Below are 16489 nucleotides of genomic sequence, written 5' to 3' on the forward strand. Positions count from 1 at the left end.
CATCGTAATGCGCCCAATGATACAAACTGAAACATCCCGAGTAAATTTCCGCTGGATTATGCCTTTTGAAGAAGGAAATAGAGACCTAAAGCAGTTACTAGGCGGTAAAGGAGCAAATTTAGCTGAGATGACTCGTGCTGGATTAGCTGTACCACCTGGTTTTACAATTACAACTGAGGCTTGCCGGGCGTATTATCAAGGGAGCAATTTGCCAGAAGGCTTGTTAGAGGAATTGCAACAATCGATGACTGCGTTGGAACAGAAAAAAGGGCAACGATTCGGTGATCCGACGGCTCCACTGCTCATCTCCGTTCGCTCTGGTTCTGTGAACTCGATGCCTGGAATGATGGACACCATCTTGAACTTGGGTCTAAATGATGAGACAGTGAAAGGACTTGCCCGTCTTAGTGGGAATGAACGTTTTGCATTAGACTGTTATCGCCGGTTTATTCAAATGTTCAGTAACGTTGTGTTCGGTGTTGAGTCGGTTTATTTTGAAAAAATATTACGTACATTGAAGCAGGAACGTAAGGTAGACACAGATCAGGAATTAACTGCCGAAGACCTTTCAGGCCTTATTGATGCTTATAAAAATACAGTCAAATCAATCGCAGGAAAAGTATTTCCCCAAGATGTACAAGAACAATTGGAACTTGCCGTTGAATCCGTATTCCGCAGTTGGAATAACAATCGTGCTGTGATCTACAGAAGGCTGCATGCAATTCCAGATGAACAGGGAACGGCTGTTAACATTCAGTCCATGGTGTTCGGTAATTTAGGTGATGATTGTGGTACAGGCGTCTTATTCACACGCAATCCTTCTACAGGAGAGCGAAAGCTGTTCGGTGAATATTTAACGAATGCGCAAGGGGAAGATGTGGTTGCAGGTGTACGAACACCGAAGGCAATTGCAGAAATGGAACAAGAAATGCCGGAAATTTATCAGTTGTTAAGTGACACTGCTGCACAATTAGAAGCTCATTACCGTGATGTACAAGACATTGAGTTTACAATTGAAAAGAATCGCTTGTATATGCTGCAAACTCGAAATGCGAAACGTACAGCGCAAGCTGCGATTAAGACAGCTGTTGATTTTGTACATGAGCAGATTATTACGAAGGAAGAAGCGATTGAACGTTTGGATACAGCGCATTTGAATCAATTGCTGCACCCTTCAATTGATCCATCGATCGCATTAGATGTATTAGCAGTTGGATTGCCTGCATCACCAGGTGCGGCTAGTGGACAAATCGTGTTTGATGCGGATGTTGCAGAACAGTGGAGCAAGAAGCAAATGAAAGTTCTTCTTGTACGTAATGAGACCACCCCTGAAGATATTCACGGTGTCATTGCTGCACAGGGTATTTTAACAAGTCACGGTGGAATGACAAGTCATGCTGCGGTTGTTGCTCGTGGGATGGGCAAACCATGTGTGTGTGGTTGTGAGGCGATTGAGGTAGATGACGAACAGAAGCAGCTAATGATTGGTGGACGTACGTATCAAGAAGGAGATTGGATCTCAATTGATGGCTCAACAGGACGCGTTATTGAAGGCAAAGTTGAGCTTACAGATGTGAATTTATCGGATGAATTGCTGCTCTTGCTCACTTGGGCAGATGAAATTCGTCATTTGAAAATATACGCGAATGCGGATCATCCTGAAGACGCGCGTAAAGCCCGTGAATTTGGTGCTGAAGGTATCGGTTTATGTCGGACTGAACATATGTTTTTCGGAAACGACCGACTACCGGTCGTACAGGCAATGATTCTTGCAGAAAATTTAAAAGATCGTAAAGAAGCACTAGATCGTTTGTTACCCATGCAGCAGGGAGATTTTGAAGGTTTATTCAAGGCTATGGATGGATATCCTGTGACAGTTCGCTTACTAGATCCACCGCTTCATGAATTTTTACCGAATCTAGAAGAATTGAACGAACAGATGGCACATTTGATTCAAAATGGAAGAGAACAATCATCTGATGCACATAAGCTGCGTCAACTCATCAAGAAAGTACGTTCACTGCATGAAGTAAATCCAATGTTAGGACAACGTGGTTGCCGCCTAGGCATTTTATATCCAGAAATTTATGACATGCAAATTCAGGCTTTATTCCAAGCTGCTGTAATCTGTATCCATAAAGGGATTGAGGTTATACCGCACCTCATGATCCCGCTAGTTGGACATTATACAGAATTAAAATATTTCCACGGACGGATTACGAGAATGGCTCAAGAAATATTCGATGCTGCAGGCGTAAAATGCGAATATGAAATTGGCACAATGATTGAAGTACCTCGCGCTGCACTGACTGCAGAAAAGCTCGTCCCTTATGCCGATTTCTTCTCTTACGGGACGAACGATTTGACGCAAATGACATTTGGCTATAGTCGTGATGATGCAGAAGGTAAGTTCCTTACGTATTATGTAGATCAAAAAATATTACCGAATAATCCATTCCAAGTGCTAGACCGTGACGGAGTCGGCCAATTAGTTGAGCTTGCGACGACAAAAGGAAAAAATCTAAAACCATCGCTTCAAGCTGGAATCTGTGGCGAACATGGTGGTGACCCCGAATCCATTATGTATTGTCAGGAAATCGGTCTGGATTACGTAAGTTGCTCGCCATACCGTGTTCCTCTTGCACGTATTGCAGCGGCACAAGCCAAATTAGCAGCTGATCGTAGAGATTCAAATTGTAACTTGGCCTAATTTTTAATATAGTAGGATACAAGAAGTTAAAGTAGGAGGGATTGTTATCCAACTAACCTCGCGCCAGATTAGCATTGTCAAGTTGGTTCGCGAGCAAGTTCCAATTACAGGGGAACAAATCGCTGAACAACTTGGTGTCAGCAGACCTACAATCCGATCCGATCTGTCACTCCTCGTTATGCTTGGATATATTGACGCGAAGCCCAAAGTCGGTTATTTCCCTGCCACAACTGAGGATGTGAAACGAGAAGGTCGAAGCCATCTCTCGCAGCTAAAAGTAAAGGATGTACAGTCACTTCCTGTTATTGTTAAAGAGACCACGACCGTTAATGATGCAGTCGTTACGCTGTTTCTTGAAAATGTGGGTAGTCTGCTCGTTACCGATAGCGAAGGCATGCTGCTTGGAGTCGTATCACGAAAAGACTTGCTCAAAGTGACTTTAGGAAATTCAGGTGCGGCAACAATGCCGATTGGTCTTGCGATGACACGTGCCAACTTGATAACCGTATCACCTGAGGATGACTTGGTCGAAGCTGCTCGCAAAATTATTCACTACGAGGTTGATAGCCTGCCCGTTGTGATCAAGCATACAACGCCAGGTGGCAAAGAAAAGCTCGAAGTAATCGGAAGAATCACAAAAACGAGCATGACCAAAATATTACTTGATTTCGTATTGGGGTAGGGGGATCTCATGCCGAAGGACCAACAAATAATAACAATATGCTCTGATTCAGTCGGTGAGACTGGCGAAGCAGTAGTCAAAGCGACAATCCGTCAGTTTAATGGTCAAAATACGCGTATTAAGCGTATCGGTCATATTAAGAATGAAGAGGAAGTCACAGCGATTATGGAACAAGTTGCAAGTGAAGGTGGTTTTGTTGCTTACACACTTGTACAGCCTGAGCTCAGAGAAATGCTTAAGCAAGAGGCGATCCGTTTAGGAATTCGAGCCGTAGATATTATGGGTCCGATGATGCAGGCGTACATCGACACATTTAACGGTGCGCCTAGCAGTAAGCCTGGTTTACTGCATCAATTAGATGAAGATTATTTTAAACGGGTTGAAGCTATTGAGTTCACAGTAAAATGTGATGATGGCCGTGATACTGCCTCCATGCTAAAAGCTGATCTTGTATTAATCGGGATTTCGCGTACATCCAAGACCCCACTAAGTATTTTCTTAGCGCACAAGGGGTATAAAGTGGCTAATTTTCCACTCGTGCCTGAAGTGAAAATTCCAGCCGAGCTGTACCAGGTTGACAGAGGGAAAATCGTAGGTCTTACGATGGAACCGGAATATTTACTTAAGATCCGAACGGAACGCCTAAAGACGCTTGGTCTTCCGTTTGGTTCACAATATTCTTCTTATGATCGGATACTGGAGGAAATGGATCATGCCCATTCCTTAATGAAGCAACTTCATTGTCCAATTGTTGATGTAACGAATAAAGCGATTGAAGAAACGGCCGGTATTATTATGGGTTATCTATAGTTGAAAATTGGTAAACTAAGGTGTATGATAAAGGTTAAGTTCATATTATAAGGTCGGAGATCAAGAGAGACCGCAGCTGTCCATTGAATTGTTTTTCAATGGCTGGTTGCGGTTCTTTTGTTATTCTCGGGAGGAGTACAACATGAGTTATTCGTTCTCAAGCTTAAATCGCAAACAAATTTTAGAGCAGTTGCAACAGGATACATATGACTTAATCGTGATAGGTGGTGGAGTGACTGGAGCTGGTATTGCGTTGGATGGCGTGGTACGGGGGCTGAAGGTTGCACTAATCGAAATGCAGGACTTTGCTGCAGGAACGAGCAGTCGTTCTACTAAGCTTGTTCATGGTGGATTACGTTACTTGAAGCAAGGGGAGATTGGACTTGTCCGAGAAGTGGGGCGGGAGCGAGCGATCGTACATCAGAATGCACAGCATGTTGTGACTCCCGAGTGGATGCTTATGCCAATTGTAAAAGGGGGTACCTATGGAAAGTGGAGCTCGTCCATTGGTATATATATGTATGATTGGTTAGCAGGTGTGAAGAAAGAAGAACGTAGACGCATGCTATCCAAAAAGCAGACATTAGAGAAAGAGCCGCTGCTGAGGCCAGAAGGATTACTCGGAGGTGGCTATTATGTGGAGTATCGTACGGATGATGCTCGGCTTACGATTGAGATCATGAAAGAGGCTGTTAAGCGAGGAGCCTGCGCGATTAACTATGTAAAAGTGGAAAATTTCATCTATACAGATGGCAAAGTAACAGGCATTCAAGCTCAAGATCTTCATAAAGGCGAAAAATTAAACATCCATGCCCATAAGATCGCCAATGCAGCGGGCCCATGGGTAGACACCCTTCGTGATTTGGATCATTCAAAGACCGGGAAAAGACTGCATTTGACCAAAGGTGTACATCTCGTCTTTGATCAAAGTCGCTTCCCGCTTAAACAAGCCATTTACTTTGACACCCCTGACAAGCGGATGATGTTCGCGATTCCGCGTGATGGTAAGACATATGTAGGAACGACTGATACGAATTTTGTAGGTGATATCGTTCATCCACGTATGACAAATAAGGATAGAGACTACATATTAAACTGTACGAACACGATGTTTCCTAGTCTTCAATTATCGACTCAAGATGTTGATTCGAGTTGGGTAGGCTTGCGTCCATTAATTCATGAAGATGGGAAGTCCCCTTCAGAGCTTTCGCGCAAGGATGAGATTTTCGAGTCATCATCAGGATTGATTACGATTGCAGGAGGGAAGTTAACGGGTTATCGCAAAATGGCAGAGCGCATCATTGATTTGGTGACTAGACAACTTTCTGTAGAAAAAGGGCAATCTTATCCGGCTTGTAGTACGGATCAAATCAAGCTGTCAGGCGGGAGTTTCACAAGCAGCTTTAGTGACTACAAGAGCAAATGGACAGAGCACGGCAAGAAGCTAGGCTTAACGCAATTCAGAGCTGCGGAACTGGTTCAAAGATATGGAAGTAATGTTGAACATGTATTTTTGAAAATGGAGCAGCTGCAAGAAAAGGCAATTGAACTTGGCGTCGAACGTGACGTTCTGGCTGCTTTGGTATATGGAATAGAAGAAGAGATGGTCACACACCCAATTGACTTTTTAAGCCGCCGTTCAGCAGCCATTAACTTTAATCATGAAGAGGCTTGGAAATGGTTCAAACCAACTGTTGCTTATATGGCTGAAAAGTTCGGGTGGGATGAGACGACCTCAAAGAAATATTTGTTAGAAGTTGAAGAAGCCTTCCGCTTGGCGCGTGAGGCTGTGGAGTAGATTCAACATAGTAACTTGTAACGATAGTGATCCCTATCAGATTGAAAAACATCCCATTCCTCAGCTATAGAGGAGCGGGATGTTATTTTTTAATCGGTCTATGATTCATTTAAGCCGAAATCGTCTCAACCTCGACAGCCACTACATTCTCAAGTTGTTTAATCGAATAGTAAATGGAAGTTGTTCGCACCTTCCGGGAAGCGGAGAGAACCAATTGAATTTGCTGGTTGTTATCAATTAAATCTTTTACTTTAATATGTTTTACTCGCATATTCTCGCGCTCTATACTGTCAATCATACGCGCCATCTCGGAGTTTTGTCTGACAACAATTTTAACGGATAAATCTCTTTCACTGAGTTTCTGCGGACCCCATAGCTTAATGCCAAGTGGAAACAGGTTAATGGCGAGAATGATCAGGATAACAGCTGTGAACGCTTCGATATAGAAGCCGGCACCCGCAGCAATCCCGAGACCAGAAGCCGCCCATACCATCGCTGCGGTTGTAAGTCCTGAGATGACATCATTGCTGCGTCTTAGAATAGCACCTGCCCCGATAAAACCAACCCCACTTACAACTTGTGCTGCAAGACGCATGGGGTCCATGTTCGTATGTCCAGGAACAGAGTAAATGTTCACGGCTTCAATTGACACGATGGTAATGAGGCAGCTTGCTACGGATATGACCATACTTGTCTTCATCCCAAGTGGTTTATGTTTGAGTTGTCGATCGATTCCAATTAATAGTCCTAAAAGTAAAGAAGTGGAGAGCTTAATTAGAAATTCATAATGCATATAGGACCCCCCTTGCCGTCGTTAGTAGTTGTTACTCAAATTGATCCGGGTAATGCCTAACATCCTCTTTTTAGAAAATGTGCTGAAGCATCAGCGCTTCAGCACATATCGGTCTAATCTTATTTTACTTCTTCTGATTTACTTTGTTATCGTCTTGAATGAGTTTATCTACTTTCTTAGTCAGATCATCAACAACACTCTTCGCATCTTTACCTGTGTATAACTGTTCAATTGCTGTTGCTGTCTCAAGCCTTACTTCAGGGAATACGGAAATTAAAGCCCCAGCAGTAGATTTGCCTGATTTCGTGCTCTGAAGTTGTTTCACGGCAGTTAGGAACTGTGGTTTCTTAGCGTAAACGTCTTTTAGTACAGGTTCGTTCTGAGCTGCTTTTGTGATAGGGAAGTAACCTGTACCTGCAGCCCACTCTGCTTGGACACTAGGCTTCGTTACATATTTCATGAAATCCCAAGCACCTTGCTTCTCATCTTCGGCAACACTCTTCATCGTCCAGAGGGATGCACCACCGATGATTACACCATTAGGTTGTTTGCCATCAGGTGTGGGTAAGAAGCCTGTACCGACTTCAAACTTGGAATCCTTAAGAACAGTGGAAATACCTGCTGTGGAATCCATATACATGGCGACTTTGCCAGAAGCAAATGCTGCACGAAGATCGTCCCATTTACGTCCGTAGTTACCAAGTGTACCTTCTTTATTCATATCGCCAAGCCAGTTAAAGATGCCAAGATTTGCTTCGGAACTAAGTAGTGATTTGGTTGCTACAGCATCACGACCGTTACCATTGTCTACGAAGTCAGCTTGTTGATTGGCAAGAAGCTGTTCAATAAACCAACCATAGATGAGGATCGCAAAGCCTTTTTCGTTCTTTGCATCGTTCGTTAATTTCTTTGCGGCAGCTTTGATTTCGTTATAGGTCTTTGGTGGATTTGCAGGGTCTAATCCTGCTGCTTTGAATTTATCCTTGTTATACACAAGAATAGGATTAGATGAGTTGAAAGGTAGGGAGTTCAACTTGCCATTAATTGTATAATAATTCAGAATGTTAGGTTCCCACTGTGACACGTCAAATTTCTCTTTATCGATGAAGTCTTGTACAGGTTGAGCAAATCCACTTTCAATCATATACTTGGTTCCAATTTCTTGTACTTGAATGAGAGTTGGTGCTTCTGGCGTGCTTCCGACTGTTTTTAGCTTTGTCAGCGATTCTTCGTAAGTACCTTGGAAAATCGCATCCACATAATACTTCTTCTGGCTCTTGTTATAATCATCTGAAATTTTCTTAATCAGCTCACCGCCGATGCCGCTCATACCGTGCCAGAAGGAGACTTTGATTCTTCCATCTTCAGATTGCCTTGCTTTGGCGCTTGACGCAGAATTGCTGCAGCCTGAAGATACGAGCAATGCGGTACTCAAGATTGCGATTGCTAAACTTCTTTTTTTCATGAGATATTCCTCTTTTCATCCATATATTATTTATCCCTTTAAAGCCCCTGAAGTAATCCCACGTTTGAGTTGTTTGAAACTCAGGAACAAGAAAAGCAGCGTCGGAATAAGCACAATACATACGCCTGCCATGACAACTGGCCAGTTGGTGTTCGTCTCTTGTGCTTGCATCATCTTAATTCCAATCTGGACAGTACGTACACTTTCATTCGTAGTCGAAAGAAGTGGCCATAAATATTGGTTCCAAGTCGTTAAGAAACCATATACCCCTAAAGCGCTGAGCATTGACTTGGAAAGTGGCAGCACGATGGATATGAAATATCGGAAATGTCCACATCCTTCAAGTTCTGCAGCTTCATGCAATTCCTTAGGTAAGGTAAGAAAATGCTGTCGGAGTAGAAAGATACCGAAAGCGACTGCGAAGAATGGAATCGATAATCCTTGGTACGTATTGATCCAGTTGAGATTAAGGATGGTGAGGTAATTCGGGATCATCGTTGCTTCCCAAGGAATCATCATCGTTGAGATAATGAGCGCGAAGACGACAGATCTACCTTTAAAGGGTATAAACACGATACCAAAGGCAGCGAGTGAACATACAGCAATTTGTCCGACCATGACAGATAAAGAGACAATTAAGCTGTTCAACATAAATTTTGTTAAGGGTACACTTGAAAGCGCTTTACTAAAGTTATCGAATGAGAACGTAGACGGGAAGAACGTTCCTGTCATGATTTCATCTGATGTCATGAAGCTAGCAAGGACCACATAGACGACAGGGAAGAACATGATGACTGAAACTAGGCAAAGAATGAGATAGTGCAGTGTTCTTTGAGCTAGGGATGTTTTCATTGATAATGCACCTTCTTTTCGCCTACTTTAAATTGAATGATTGTAATGATTAGGATGATGACGAATAGAATAATGGCTTGTGCACTAGCAAGGCCGTATTTCGTATGTATAAATGCATTCTGATAGATCGAATACACGATCAGATTCGTCGATTCTGCGGGTCCGCCCTGAGTCAAGATATCAATTTGACCGAAAGACTGGAAGGAATGAATCACCGTCACGATAATGACGAAGAACAACGTTGGCGAGACGAGCGGAATCGTAATTTTGAACAATCTTGTAAAATAGCCAGCGCCATCAATTTTAGCAGCTTCGTACATGTCTTCAGGAATATTTTGCAAGCCGCTTAGCAGGATGATGTAGTTGAATCCGATACCCATCCAGATGGATGTTGCAGCGATAGATATTAAGGCCCACTTCGGATCGGTTAACCAATGAATAGGTGAGATGCCTACCAAGCCTATGATATGATTCAGAAAGCCAATGGTAGGGTGGAATAAAAATAGAAACATCATTGAACCTGCCGCAACCGATACTCCCATTGTAGATGAAAAGATGACTCGGAATATCCCGATTGCCCGTATCTTTTCGCTGGATATAACGGCAAGAAATAAGGCGATCACGACACCAAGCGGCACCGTATAAAGCACATAGAGGAAAGTTCCACGCATCGAAATGAGAAAGCTTTCTGATGTGAAAAGATTAATAAAGTTATCCAATCCTGCGAATGTGACCGGGATACCACGATTGTTCGTGTAGTAAAAGCTGTAATAAATCGTTTTCAAAACAGGATAAAAAATAAATACTGACATGAGAATAAGAGCAGGAGCGAGATAAACCATTCCCCAAAAAAACTTGGAACGTTCTTTGGACTTCTTCCTTACCTGTACACGGGAGTCATTTGCAAGTTGACTCATTGAATCTTGTCCCCCTTTTTAGTGGAAAAAATAAAAGAAGACCATTCATTACCTGCATATGAAAATATATGAGGTAGCATGAGGTCTTCTCCATTTCGATAACCAAGTTATTAACTTATAATTTAGTATATTGAAATAATTTTTTTAAATCAATACTTGTTTTTGTAATAGGAGGCGATTTACAGTAAAAACATATTTACTACACGGAAGAGGGGAAAAGCATGCATTTTATGAATCAGCGGATATTACCAGCGGTGAGACAAATGAAAGATTTTGAGAAGTTGTTAGCTAGTTCCTATGAGTATATGATTATGCTAGATATTCATATCTCGCAAATTCGTAGTGTATTTCAATTAGCAAGAGAGAATCGGAAGAAGTTGATGCTGCATGTCGATCTGATTAATGGGTTGCAAAGTGATCAATATGCGACGGAATATTTATGTCAGGAATTTAAACCTGATGGACTGCTCTCAACGAAGGCGAGTGTTATTTTGAAAGCGAAAGAAAAAGGGGTGCTTGCTATCCAGCGTATTTTTCTGCTCGATAACAGTGCATTAACGAAAAGTTATTCCCTGCTGGAAAAGACGAAGCCAGATTATATTGAGGTTATGCCAGGTGCGATGCTTCATATCATTAAGGAAGATAAGACGTTTCATACCGATATTCCGATTCTTGCAGGCGGATTTATTCGTTCTGCTCATGATGTTGAGCATGCACTTCAGTTAGGCGCAATCACAGTGACGACTTCGAATAAAGATCTTTGGCGAGAGTATGAGTCTTACAATACATATAAATAAAGTTGAGTATACAGAAAGGGAGATTGATGATGGATACTTATATCCTGTCGTTGGATCAAGGCACGACAAGTTCTAGAGCAATACTTTTTAATCAAGCAGGAGAAATCGTTCATTCCTCACAAAAGGAATTTCAGCAATATTTTCCGAAACCGGGCTATGTAGAGCATCATCCGCAAGAAATTTGGGGTTCGATCGTAGCTGTTATCGCGAGTTGTTTAATGGAGTCGGGTATACAACCTCGTCAAATTGCGGGGATTGGCATTACGAATCAACGCGAGACGACGATAGTGTGGGATAAATATACCGGTGAGCCTGTATATCCAGCCATCGTCTGGCAATCTAGACAAACGAGCGAAATTTGCGAGCAATTGAAGGAGCAGGGGCATGAGGAACTCTTTAGAGCCAAAACCGGGCTTCTACTCGATGCTTATTTTTCAGGCACGAAAGTGAAATGGATTCTGGATCATGTTGAAGGTGCGAGAGAAAGAGCAGAGCGTGGAGATTTATTGTTCGGTACAGTTGATACTTGGCTCGTCTGGAAGCTAACAGGTCATTCCGTACATGTGACGGATTACTCGAATGCTTCACGCACATTGATGTACAACATTCATGATTTAGAGTGGGATGAAGAGCTGCTAAACCTTCTAACGATTCCTCAATCGATGCTACCGGCAGTTCGTCAGTCGTCTGAAGTGGTAGGTACAACTGCGCCAGAGCTATTTTTTGGAGAGCAAATTCCGATTGCAGGTATGGCAGGCGATCAGCAGGCAGCACTATTTGGCCAAGCTTGTTATGCAAAAGGCATGGCGAAAAATACATATGGAACGGGCTGCTTTATGTTGATGAATACCGGAGAAAGGGCAGTCGTATCCCAACGTGGACTGCTGACAACAATTGCCTGGGGTATGAATGGTAAGGTGGAATATGCGCTAGAAGGAAGTATATTTGTGGCTGGCTCGGCGGTACAATGGCTGCGTGATGGACTTCGTATGATCAAAAGTTCGGAGGACAGCGAGGATTATGCATGGAGAGTGAAATCGACCGATGGTGTGTATGTCGTTCCAGCTTTCGTTGGACTTGGGACGCCTTATTGGGATAGCGAAGTGAGAGGGTCTGTTTTTGGAATAACGAGGGGAACTACAAAGGAACATTTCATTCGCGCTACACTTGAATCTCTGGCCTATCAGACAAAAGATGTGCTTACAGCGATGGAGGCAGATTCCGGCATTCAGTTAAATTCATTACGCGTAGATGGCGGGGCGACGGCAAACCGATTTCTAATGCAATTTCAAAGTGACATATTGGGCGTATGTGTCGAACGTCCTGCTGTCAGTGAGACAACTGCGCTTGGAGCAGCCTATTTAGCAGGACTCGCAGTTGGCTATTGGCGGGATCAGGACGAAATTAGGCAACAGCAGAAACTAGATTGCACTTTTGAACCGAATATGGATGATCAGACAAGAGATGGATTGTATCAAGGTTGGCAAAAAGCGATTCGCGCAGCGATGGCTTTTAAATAAGGGTTTAATTTTTCCATAATTTATGAGAAGATTAATAGCATTACGGTAAATGGGGAGGAACTTAGATGTCTAAAGCTCGTACTTTATCCTTTGAAACACTAGCGGTTCATGCAGGACAAGAGATCGATCCAACTACATTATCTAGGGCTGTTCCGCTGTATCAGACGACTTCTTATGGTTTCCGCGATACAGATCATGCGGCAGATTTATTTGCACTAAAGGAATTTGGTAACATTTATACTCGCTTAATGAACCCGACAACCGATGTGTTTGAAAAAAGAGTTGCTGCGCTTGAAGGTGCTCCTGCAGCACTTGCGACAGCATCCGGTCAAGCTGCCATCACGTATGCCATTATGAATATCGCAGGAAGCGGCGATGAAATTGTGTCTGCGTCCACATTGTATGGTGGAACTTATAACTTATTCTCCACAACCCTTTCAAAACTTGGTATTCATGTAAAGTTTGTCGATGCAAGTGATCCTGAAAATTTCCGCGGCGCGATTACAGATCGTACAAAAGCGTTGTATGCAGAAGCAATTGGTAATCCGAAGGGTGATGTACTCGACATCGAAGCAGTAGCTCAAATTGCACATGAGCATGGCATCCCATTAATCATTGATAATACATTCCCTAGTCCTTATTTACTTCGTCCAATTGAGCATGGCGCAGATATTGTTGTGCATTCCGCAACGAAATTCATCGGTGGACATGGTACATCCATTGGCGGTGTTATCGTAGATGGCGGTACATTTGATTGGAAGCAGAACGATAAATTCCCAGGTCTTACAGAGCCGGATTCCAGTTATCACGGCGTCGTATTTGCCGATGCAGTTGGGCCGATTGCTTATGTCATTAAAGCGCGTGTTCAATTGATGCGGGATATGGGTGCTACCATCTCACCATTTAATTCATTCTTACTCCTGCAAGGATTGGAAACTCTTCACCTTCGTATGGAGCGTCACTGTTCGAATGCACAGAAGGTAGCGGAATTCTTGGAGCAGCATGAGGGTGTTGATTGGGTTAGTTATGCAGGACTTCCAAGCCATAGCTCCTACCAATTGGCGCAAAAATATTTACCTAAAGGTGCTGGAGCGATTATGACTTTCGGCATTAAAGGTGGAATTGAAGCGGGTCGTAAAGTAATTAACGCCGTACAACTCTTTTCCCATCTGGCGAATGTCGGAGATTCCAAGTCACTGATTATCCATCCTGCAAGTACAACGCATCAGCAATTGGATGAGCAAGAGCAGATTGCAGCAGGTGTAATGCCGGGTATGATCAGACTTTCAATTGGAACAGAAGCGATCGACGATATCTTGTATGATTTGGATCAAGCGATTCGTGCAAGCCAGGCGTGAATCTTTTTAACATAAAACAACTATTAAAAAGGCGTTCTTAGCGTATGCTAAGAATGCTTTTTTCTTTCAAATCGGGAAATTTATGTTATAATCGTAACTTATAAATGACAACTTAGAATAAACGGAGCGATTTTTTGAATGACAAAACAGGACGAACAATGGACCAGTAGGTTCGGATTTATTTTGGCTGCAGCCGGATCTGCGATCGGTTTGGGCGCAATTTGGAAGTTTCCTTATATGGTTGGAACAAGCGGTGGCGGTGCATTTTTCTTACTATTTATCGCTTTTACGATCTTAATTGGACTTCCACTTCTCTTAGCTGAATTTGTTATCGGTCGTAGCACAGGGAAGGAAGCGGTATCCGCCTACCAAGAGATTGCACCAAAAACTCGATGGTACTGGCTTGGTTATGTGGGTATACTCACAGCCGGCATTTTGCTATCTTTTTATGCGGTAGTGGGTGGCTGGATTCTGATTTATTTGTTTAAAAGTATGACAGGGCAGTTGTTGCATCCAGCAGAGGGATATAGCGAATTGTTCAATAAAATAATATCGAATCCCTACGAGGCAGTAGGGGCACAATTAGTTTTTATTATACTAACCATTGTAGTAGTGGCTCGTGGAGTCAAGGATGGGATAGAAAAATCAAGTAAATACATGATGCCAGCGTTATTTATCCTATTCATCGCCTTAATTGTGAGATCGTTGACATTAGATGGCTCTATGGCGGGTGTAACTTTCTTCTTATGGCCTGACTTTTCGAAGTTAGATGCTCACGCAATATTATTTGCACTTGGTCAATCATTCTTCTCCCTCAGTGTGGGGGTATCCGTAATGGCGACCTACAGTTCCTATCTGAGCAAAGAAGAAAGCTTAACAAATTCAGCATTTTCAATTGTTGGATTAAACTTAATGATCTCCTTATTTGCTGGCCTAGCGATTTTCCCAGCGATCTTCTCCCTTGGGATGAAGCCTGAGGCAGGACCGGGGCTGTTGTTCATCGTGTTACCATCGGTATTTGAACATATTCCGATGGGCAGACTATTTTTAATGATGTTCTTGGCCTTGTTCTTATTTGCTACACTAACATCTGCATTCTCTATGCTTGAAATTATTGTTGCTTCATTGACGAAAGGTGCAACTGAAAAGCGGGTGAAATGGGCATGGATTGTAGGCATCATTATATTTATCATTGGGATCCCATCTGCACTTTCTTTCGGTATCGCAGGGGACATTAAAATCTTTGGTCAAACATTCTTCGATGCAGCTGATTATTTAGTCAGTAACATTTTGCTGCCACTAGGCGCACTCTTGATCTCGATCTTCGTTCCACTGCGTATGAAGCGCGAGGTGCTTATGCATGAATTGCATGTGGCAACTTCAATTGGTAAAAAGATGTTTGTCGTATGGCTCATGCTGCTTCGTTATCTCGTGCCACTCGTTATTGTACTTGTGTTCTTGAATGTAATTGGGATTATATAAATAAAAGGAGTCCACGGCGGTTCATACCGTCAGGGCTCCTTTTTTGATGTCAGCTACTTACAAATAAAGCGCATCTGTATACATCGTCGTGATCGTATCTGCGATTTGATCTGATGAAGCGACGGAAGGGCGTTCTTTCTTTTGTCTAGCGTATTAGTTGCGTATTTTAGACGATGTTTGCGGATTATAGGATTCAGCTGCGAGTACGGTTCTTGTTACAATAACATTGTAAATACGAAATTAAACAACTTAGTTCAAGGGGGAAATAGCAATGAAGAAGTTTTCAATGCTGATTATCGTATGTATGTTAGTTGTGACAGCGCTTACAGGTTGTGGTGGTAGTGAGAAGGAGTCTGCTTCATCCAATAAGCTTGTTGTGTATAGTCCGAACAGTGAAGAAATTATTAAGACGATTATTCCGATGTTCGAGAAACAAACAGGGATTACAGTTGAGCTTGTAACGGCTGGAACAGGCGAAATTGTAAAGCGCTTACAGTCAGAGAAACAAAATCCATACGCAGACGTCATGTTCGGCGGATCCATGGCAGGATACCTTGAGAACGAGGGCTTATACGAGCATTACGTATCTCCTAATGATGAATTCCTAATTGAAGGACATCGCAATAAGTCGGGATTCGCTACACCTTATATTTCAGATGGAAGCGTTCTCTTAGTCAATAAGAATCTGATCGGCAACATTAAGATTGACAGCTACGCTGACTTGTTGAAACCGGAGCTTAAAGGGAAAATTGCTTCGGCCGATCCGGCGAGCTCAAGCTCTGCATTTGCACAGCTCACGAATATGCTGAAAGCGATGGGCGGCGACTATGAGAACGTGAAAGGCTGGAGCTATGTCAGCGAATTAATCAAGAATCTGAATGGTAAAATCGCGAGCGGTTCAGGAGCTGTTCACAAAAGCGTGGCTGACGGCGAGTACGTAGTTGGCTTAACCTATGAAGGTCCAGCAAACACGTATGTTAGAAATGGTGCCCCTGTAGAAGTGGTGTACCCGAAAGAAGGCGCCGTATTCTTGGATGCAGCATCCGGTATCATTAAAGGCGCTCCGCACATGGACAATGCCAAGAAATTTATTGACTTTATTCTATCTCAAGAAGCGCAGGATGCATTTGGTTCGCAATTAACGAACCGTCCACTACGTAAAGATGCGAAGCTTGGCGACTATATGACCCCTTTTGACAAGATTACGATGATCAACGAAGACACGGAATATGTTAGTAAAAATAAATCCAAAATCATCACGCACTACACGGATGTATTCACAAGCACAAAATAAACGAAAGAATT

At 42.8% G+C, this 16489-nt stretch carries 13 protein-coding genes; 9 read left to right on the forward strand and 4 right to left on the reverse strand.

Annotated features, from left to right (window positions below):
* Positions 1–7: 7 nt before the first annotated feature.
* The 4 genes from ppdK to ACSBOP_RS06195 all read left to right on the forward strand — a co-directional run bounded on the left by ppdK (position 8) and on the right by ACSBOP_RS06195 (position 6000).
* Positions 8–2710, forward strand: coding sequence for a pyruvate, phosphate dikinase (ppdK, locus tag ACSBOP_RS06180; RefSeq protein WP_442603561.1), 2703 nt, complete (start codon positions 8–10; stop codon positions 2708–2710).
* Positions 2711–2792: 82 nt separating this feature from the next.
* Complete coding sequence (locus tag ACSBOP_RS06185; RefSeq protein WP_442603562.1) at positions 2793–3392, forward strand: helix-turn-helix transcriptional regulator; 600 nt, start codon at positions 2793–2795, stop codon at positions 3390–3392.
* Positions 3393–3401: 9 nt separating this feature from the next.
* Positions 3402–4202, forward strand: coding sequence for a pyruvate, water dikinase regulatory protein (locus tag ACSBOP_RS06190; protein ID WP_442603563.1), 801 nt, complete (start codon positions 3402–3404; stop codon positions 4200–4202).
* Positions 4203–4344: 142 nt separating this feature from the next.
* Positions 4345–6000 carry an FAD-dependent oxidoreductase gene (locus ACSBOP_RS06195; protein ID WP_442603564.1) on the forward strand — a complete coding sequence of 552 codons (1656 nt, stop codon included), beginning with the start codon at positions 4345–4347 and terminating at the stop codon, positions 5998–6000.
* Between the two features lie 109 nt (positions 6001–6109).
* On the opposite strand, the gene ACSBOP_RS06200 is transcribed toward ACSBOP_RS06195, so the two are convergent.
* From ACSBOP_RS06200 to ACSBOP_RS06215, 4 genes are all read right to left on the reverse strand, one after another.
* Positions 6110–6793 carry an MgtC/SapB family protein gene (locus tag ACSBOP_RS06200; protein ID WP_442603565.1) on the reverse strand — a complete coding sequence of 228 codons (684 nt, stop codon included), beginning with the start codon at positions 6791–6793 and terminating at the stop codon, positions 6110–6112.
* A gap of 124 nt (positions 6794–6917) precedes the next feature.
* On the reverse strand, positions 6918–8258 hold the full coding sequence (locus ACSBOP_RS06205; RefSeq protein ID WP_442603566.1) for an ABC transporter substrate-binding protein: 1341 nt from the start codon (positions 8256–8258) through the stop codon (positions 6918–6920).
* Positions 8259–8288: 30 nt separating this feature from the next.
* Positions 8289–9110, reverse strand: a complete 822-nt coding sequence (locus ACSBOP_RS06210; RefSeq protein WP_442603567.1) for a carbohydrate ABC transporter permease — start codon at positions 9108–9110, stop codon at positions 8289–8291.
* Entirely contained in the window at positions 9107–10027 is a 921-nt protein-coding gene (locus ACSBOP_RS06215; RefSeq protein WP_442603568.1) for a carbohydrate ABC transporter permease, read from the reverse strand. The genes ACSBOP_RS06210 and ACSBOP_RS06215 overlap by 4 nt, the downstream gene beginning before the upstream one ends.
* 221 nt (positions 10028–10248) lie before the next feature.
* Between ACSBOP_RS06215 and ACSBOP_RS06220 the strand changes: the two genes are divergently transcribed.
* The 5 genes from ACSBOP_RS06220 (at position 10249) to ACSBOP_RS06240 (ending at position 16478) form a co-directional block, all read left to right on the forward strand.
* Positions 10249–10824, forward strand: coding sequence for a glycerol-3-phosphate responsive antiterminator (locus ACSBOP_RS06220; protein ID WP_442603569.1), 576 nt, complete (start codon positions 10249–10251; stop codon positions 10822–10824).
* Between the two features lie 29 nt (positions 10825–10853).
* Entirely contained in the window at positions 10854–12344 is a 1491-nt protein-coding gene (gene glpK / locus ACSBOP_RS06225) for a glycerol kinase GlpK (RefSeq protein WP_442603570.1), read from the forward strand.
* 65 nt (positions 12345–12409) lie between these two features.
* Positions 12410–13702 (forward strand): homocysteine synthase, encoded by a 1293-nt coding sequence (locus ACSBOP_RS06230; RefSeq protein ID WP_442603571.1) that lies wholly within the window; start codon positions 12410–12412, stop codon positions 13700–13702.
* Positions 13703–13840: 138 nt separating this feature from the next.
* Positions 13841–15184, forward strand: coding sequence for a sodium-dependent transporter (locus tag ACSBOP_RS06235; protein WP_442603572.1), 1344 nt, complete (start codon positions 13841–13843; stop codon positions 15182–15184).
* Positions 15185–15455: 271 nt separating this feature from the next.
* A complete protein-coding gene (locus tag ACSBOP_RS06240) occupies positions 15456–16478 on the forward strand; it encodes an extracellular solute-binding protein (RefSeq protein WP_442603573.1) in 1023 nt (340 codons plus the stop codon).
* The last annotated feature ends 11 nt before the right edge of the window (positions 16479–16489 follow it).

Source organism: Paenibacillus sp. KN14-4R (assembly GCF_052180255.1).
In the GTDB taxonomy this organism is placed as follows: Bacteria; Bacillota; Bacilli; order Paenibacillales; family NBRC-103111; genus Paenibacillus_AM.

Coding starts and splice junctions, on each gene's coding strand:
- ACSBOP_RS06210 (WP_442603567.1), bottom strand. CDS start 9,110: ATGAAAACATCCCTAGCTCAAAGAACACTGCACTATCTCATTCTTTGC.
- ACSBOP_RS06215 (WP_442603568.1), bottom strand. CDS start 10,027: ATGAGTCAACTTGCAAATGACTCCCGTGTACAGGTAAGGAAGAAGTCC.
- ACSBOP_RS06240 (WP_442603573.1), top strand. CDS start 15,456: ATGAAGAAGTTTTCAATGCTGATTATCGTATGTATGTTAGTTGTGACA.
- ACSBOP_RS06220 (WP_442603569.1), top strand. CDS start 10,249: ATGCATTTTATGAATCAGCGGATATTACCAGCGGTGAGACAAATGAAA.
- ACSBOP_RS06195 (WP_442603564.1), top strand. CDS start 4,345: ATGAGTTATTCGTTCTCAAGCTTAAATCGCAAACAAATTTTAGAGCAG.
- ACSBOP_RS06200 (WP_442603565.1), bottom strand. CDS start 6,793: ATGCATTATGAATTTCTAATTAAGCTCTCCACTTCTTTACTTTTAGGA.
- ACSBOP_RS06190 (WP_442603563.1), top strand. CDS start 3,402: ATGCCGAAGGACCAACAAATAATAACAATATGCTCTGATTCAGTCGGT.
- ACSBOP_RS06230 (WP_442603571.1), top strand. CDS start 12,410: ATGTCTAAAGCTCGTACTTTATCCTTTGAAACACTAGCGGTTCATGCA.
- ACSBOP_RS06205 (WP_442603566.1), bottom strand. CDS start 8,258: ATGAAAAAAAGAAGTTTAGCAATCGCAATCTTGAGTACCGCATTGCTC.
- glpK (WP_442603570.1), top strand. CDS start 10,854: ATGGATACTTATATCCTGTCGTTGGATCAAGGCACGACAAGTTCTAGA.
- ACSBOP_RS06235 (WP_442603572.1), top strand. CDS start 13,841: ATGACAAAACAGGACGAACAATGGACCAGTAGGTTCGGATTTATTTTG.
- ppdK (WP_442603561.1), top strand. CDS start 8: ATGCGCCCAATGATACAAACTGAAACATCCCGAGTAAATTTCCGCTGG.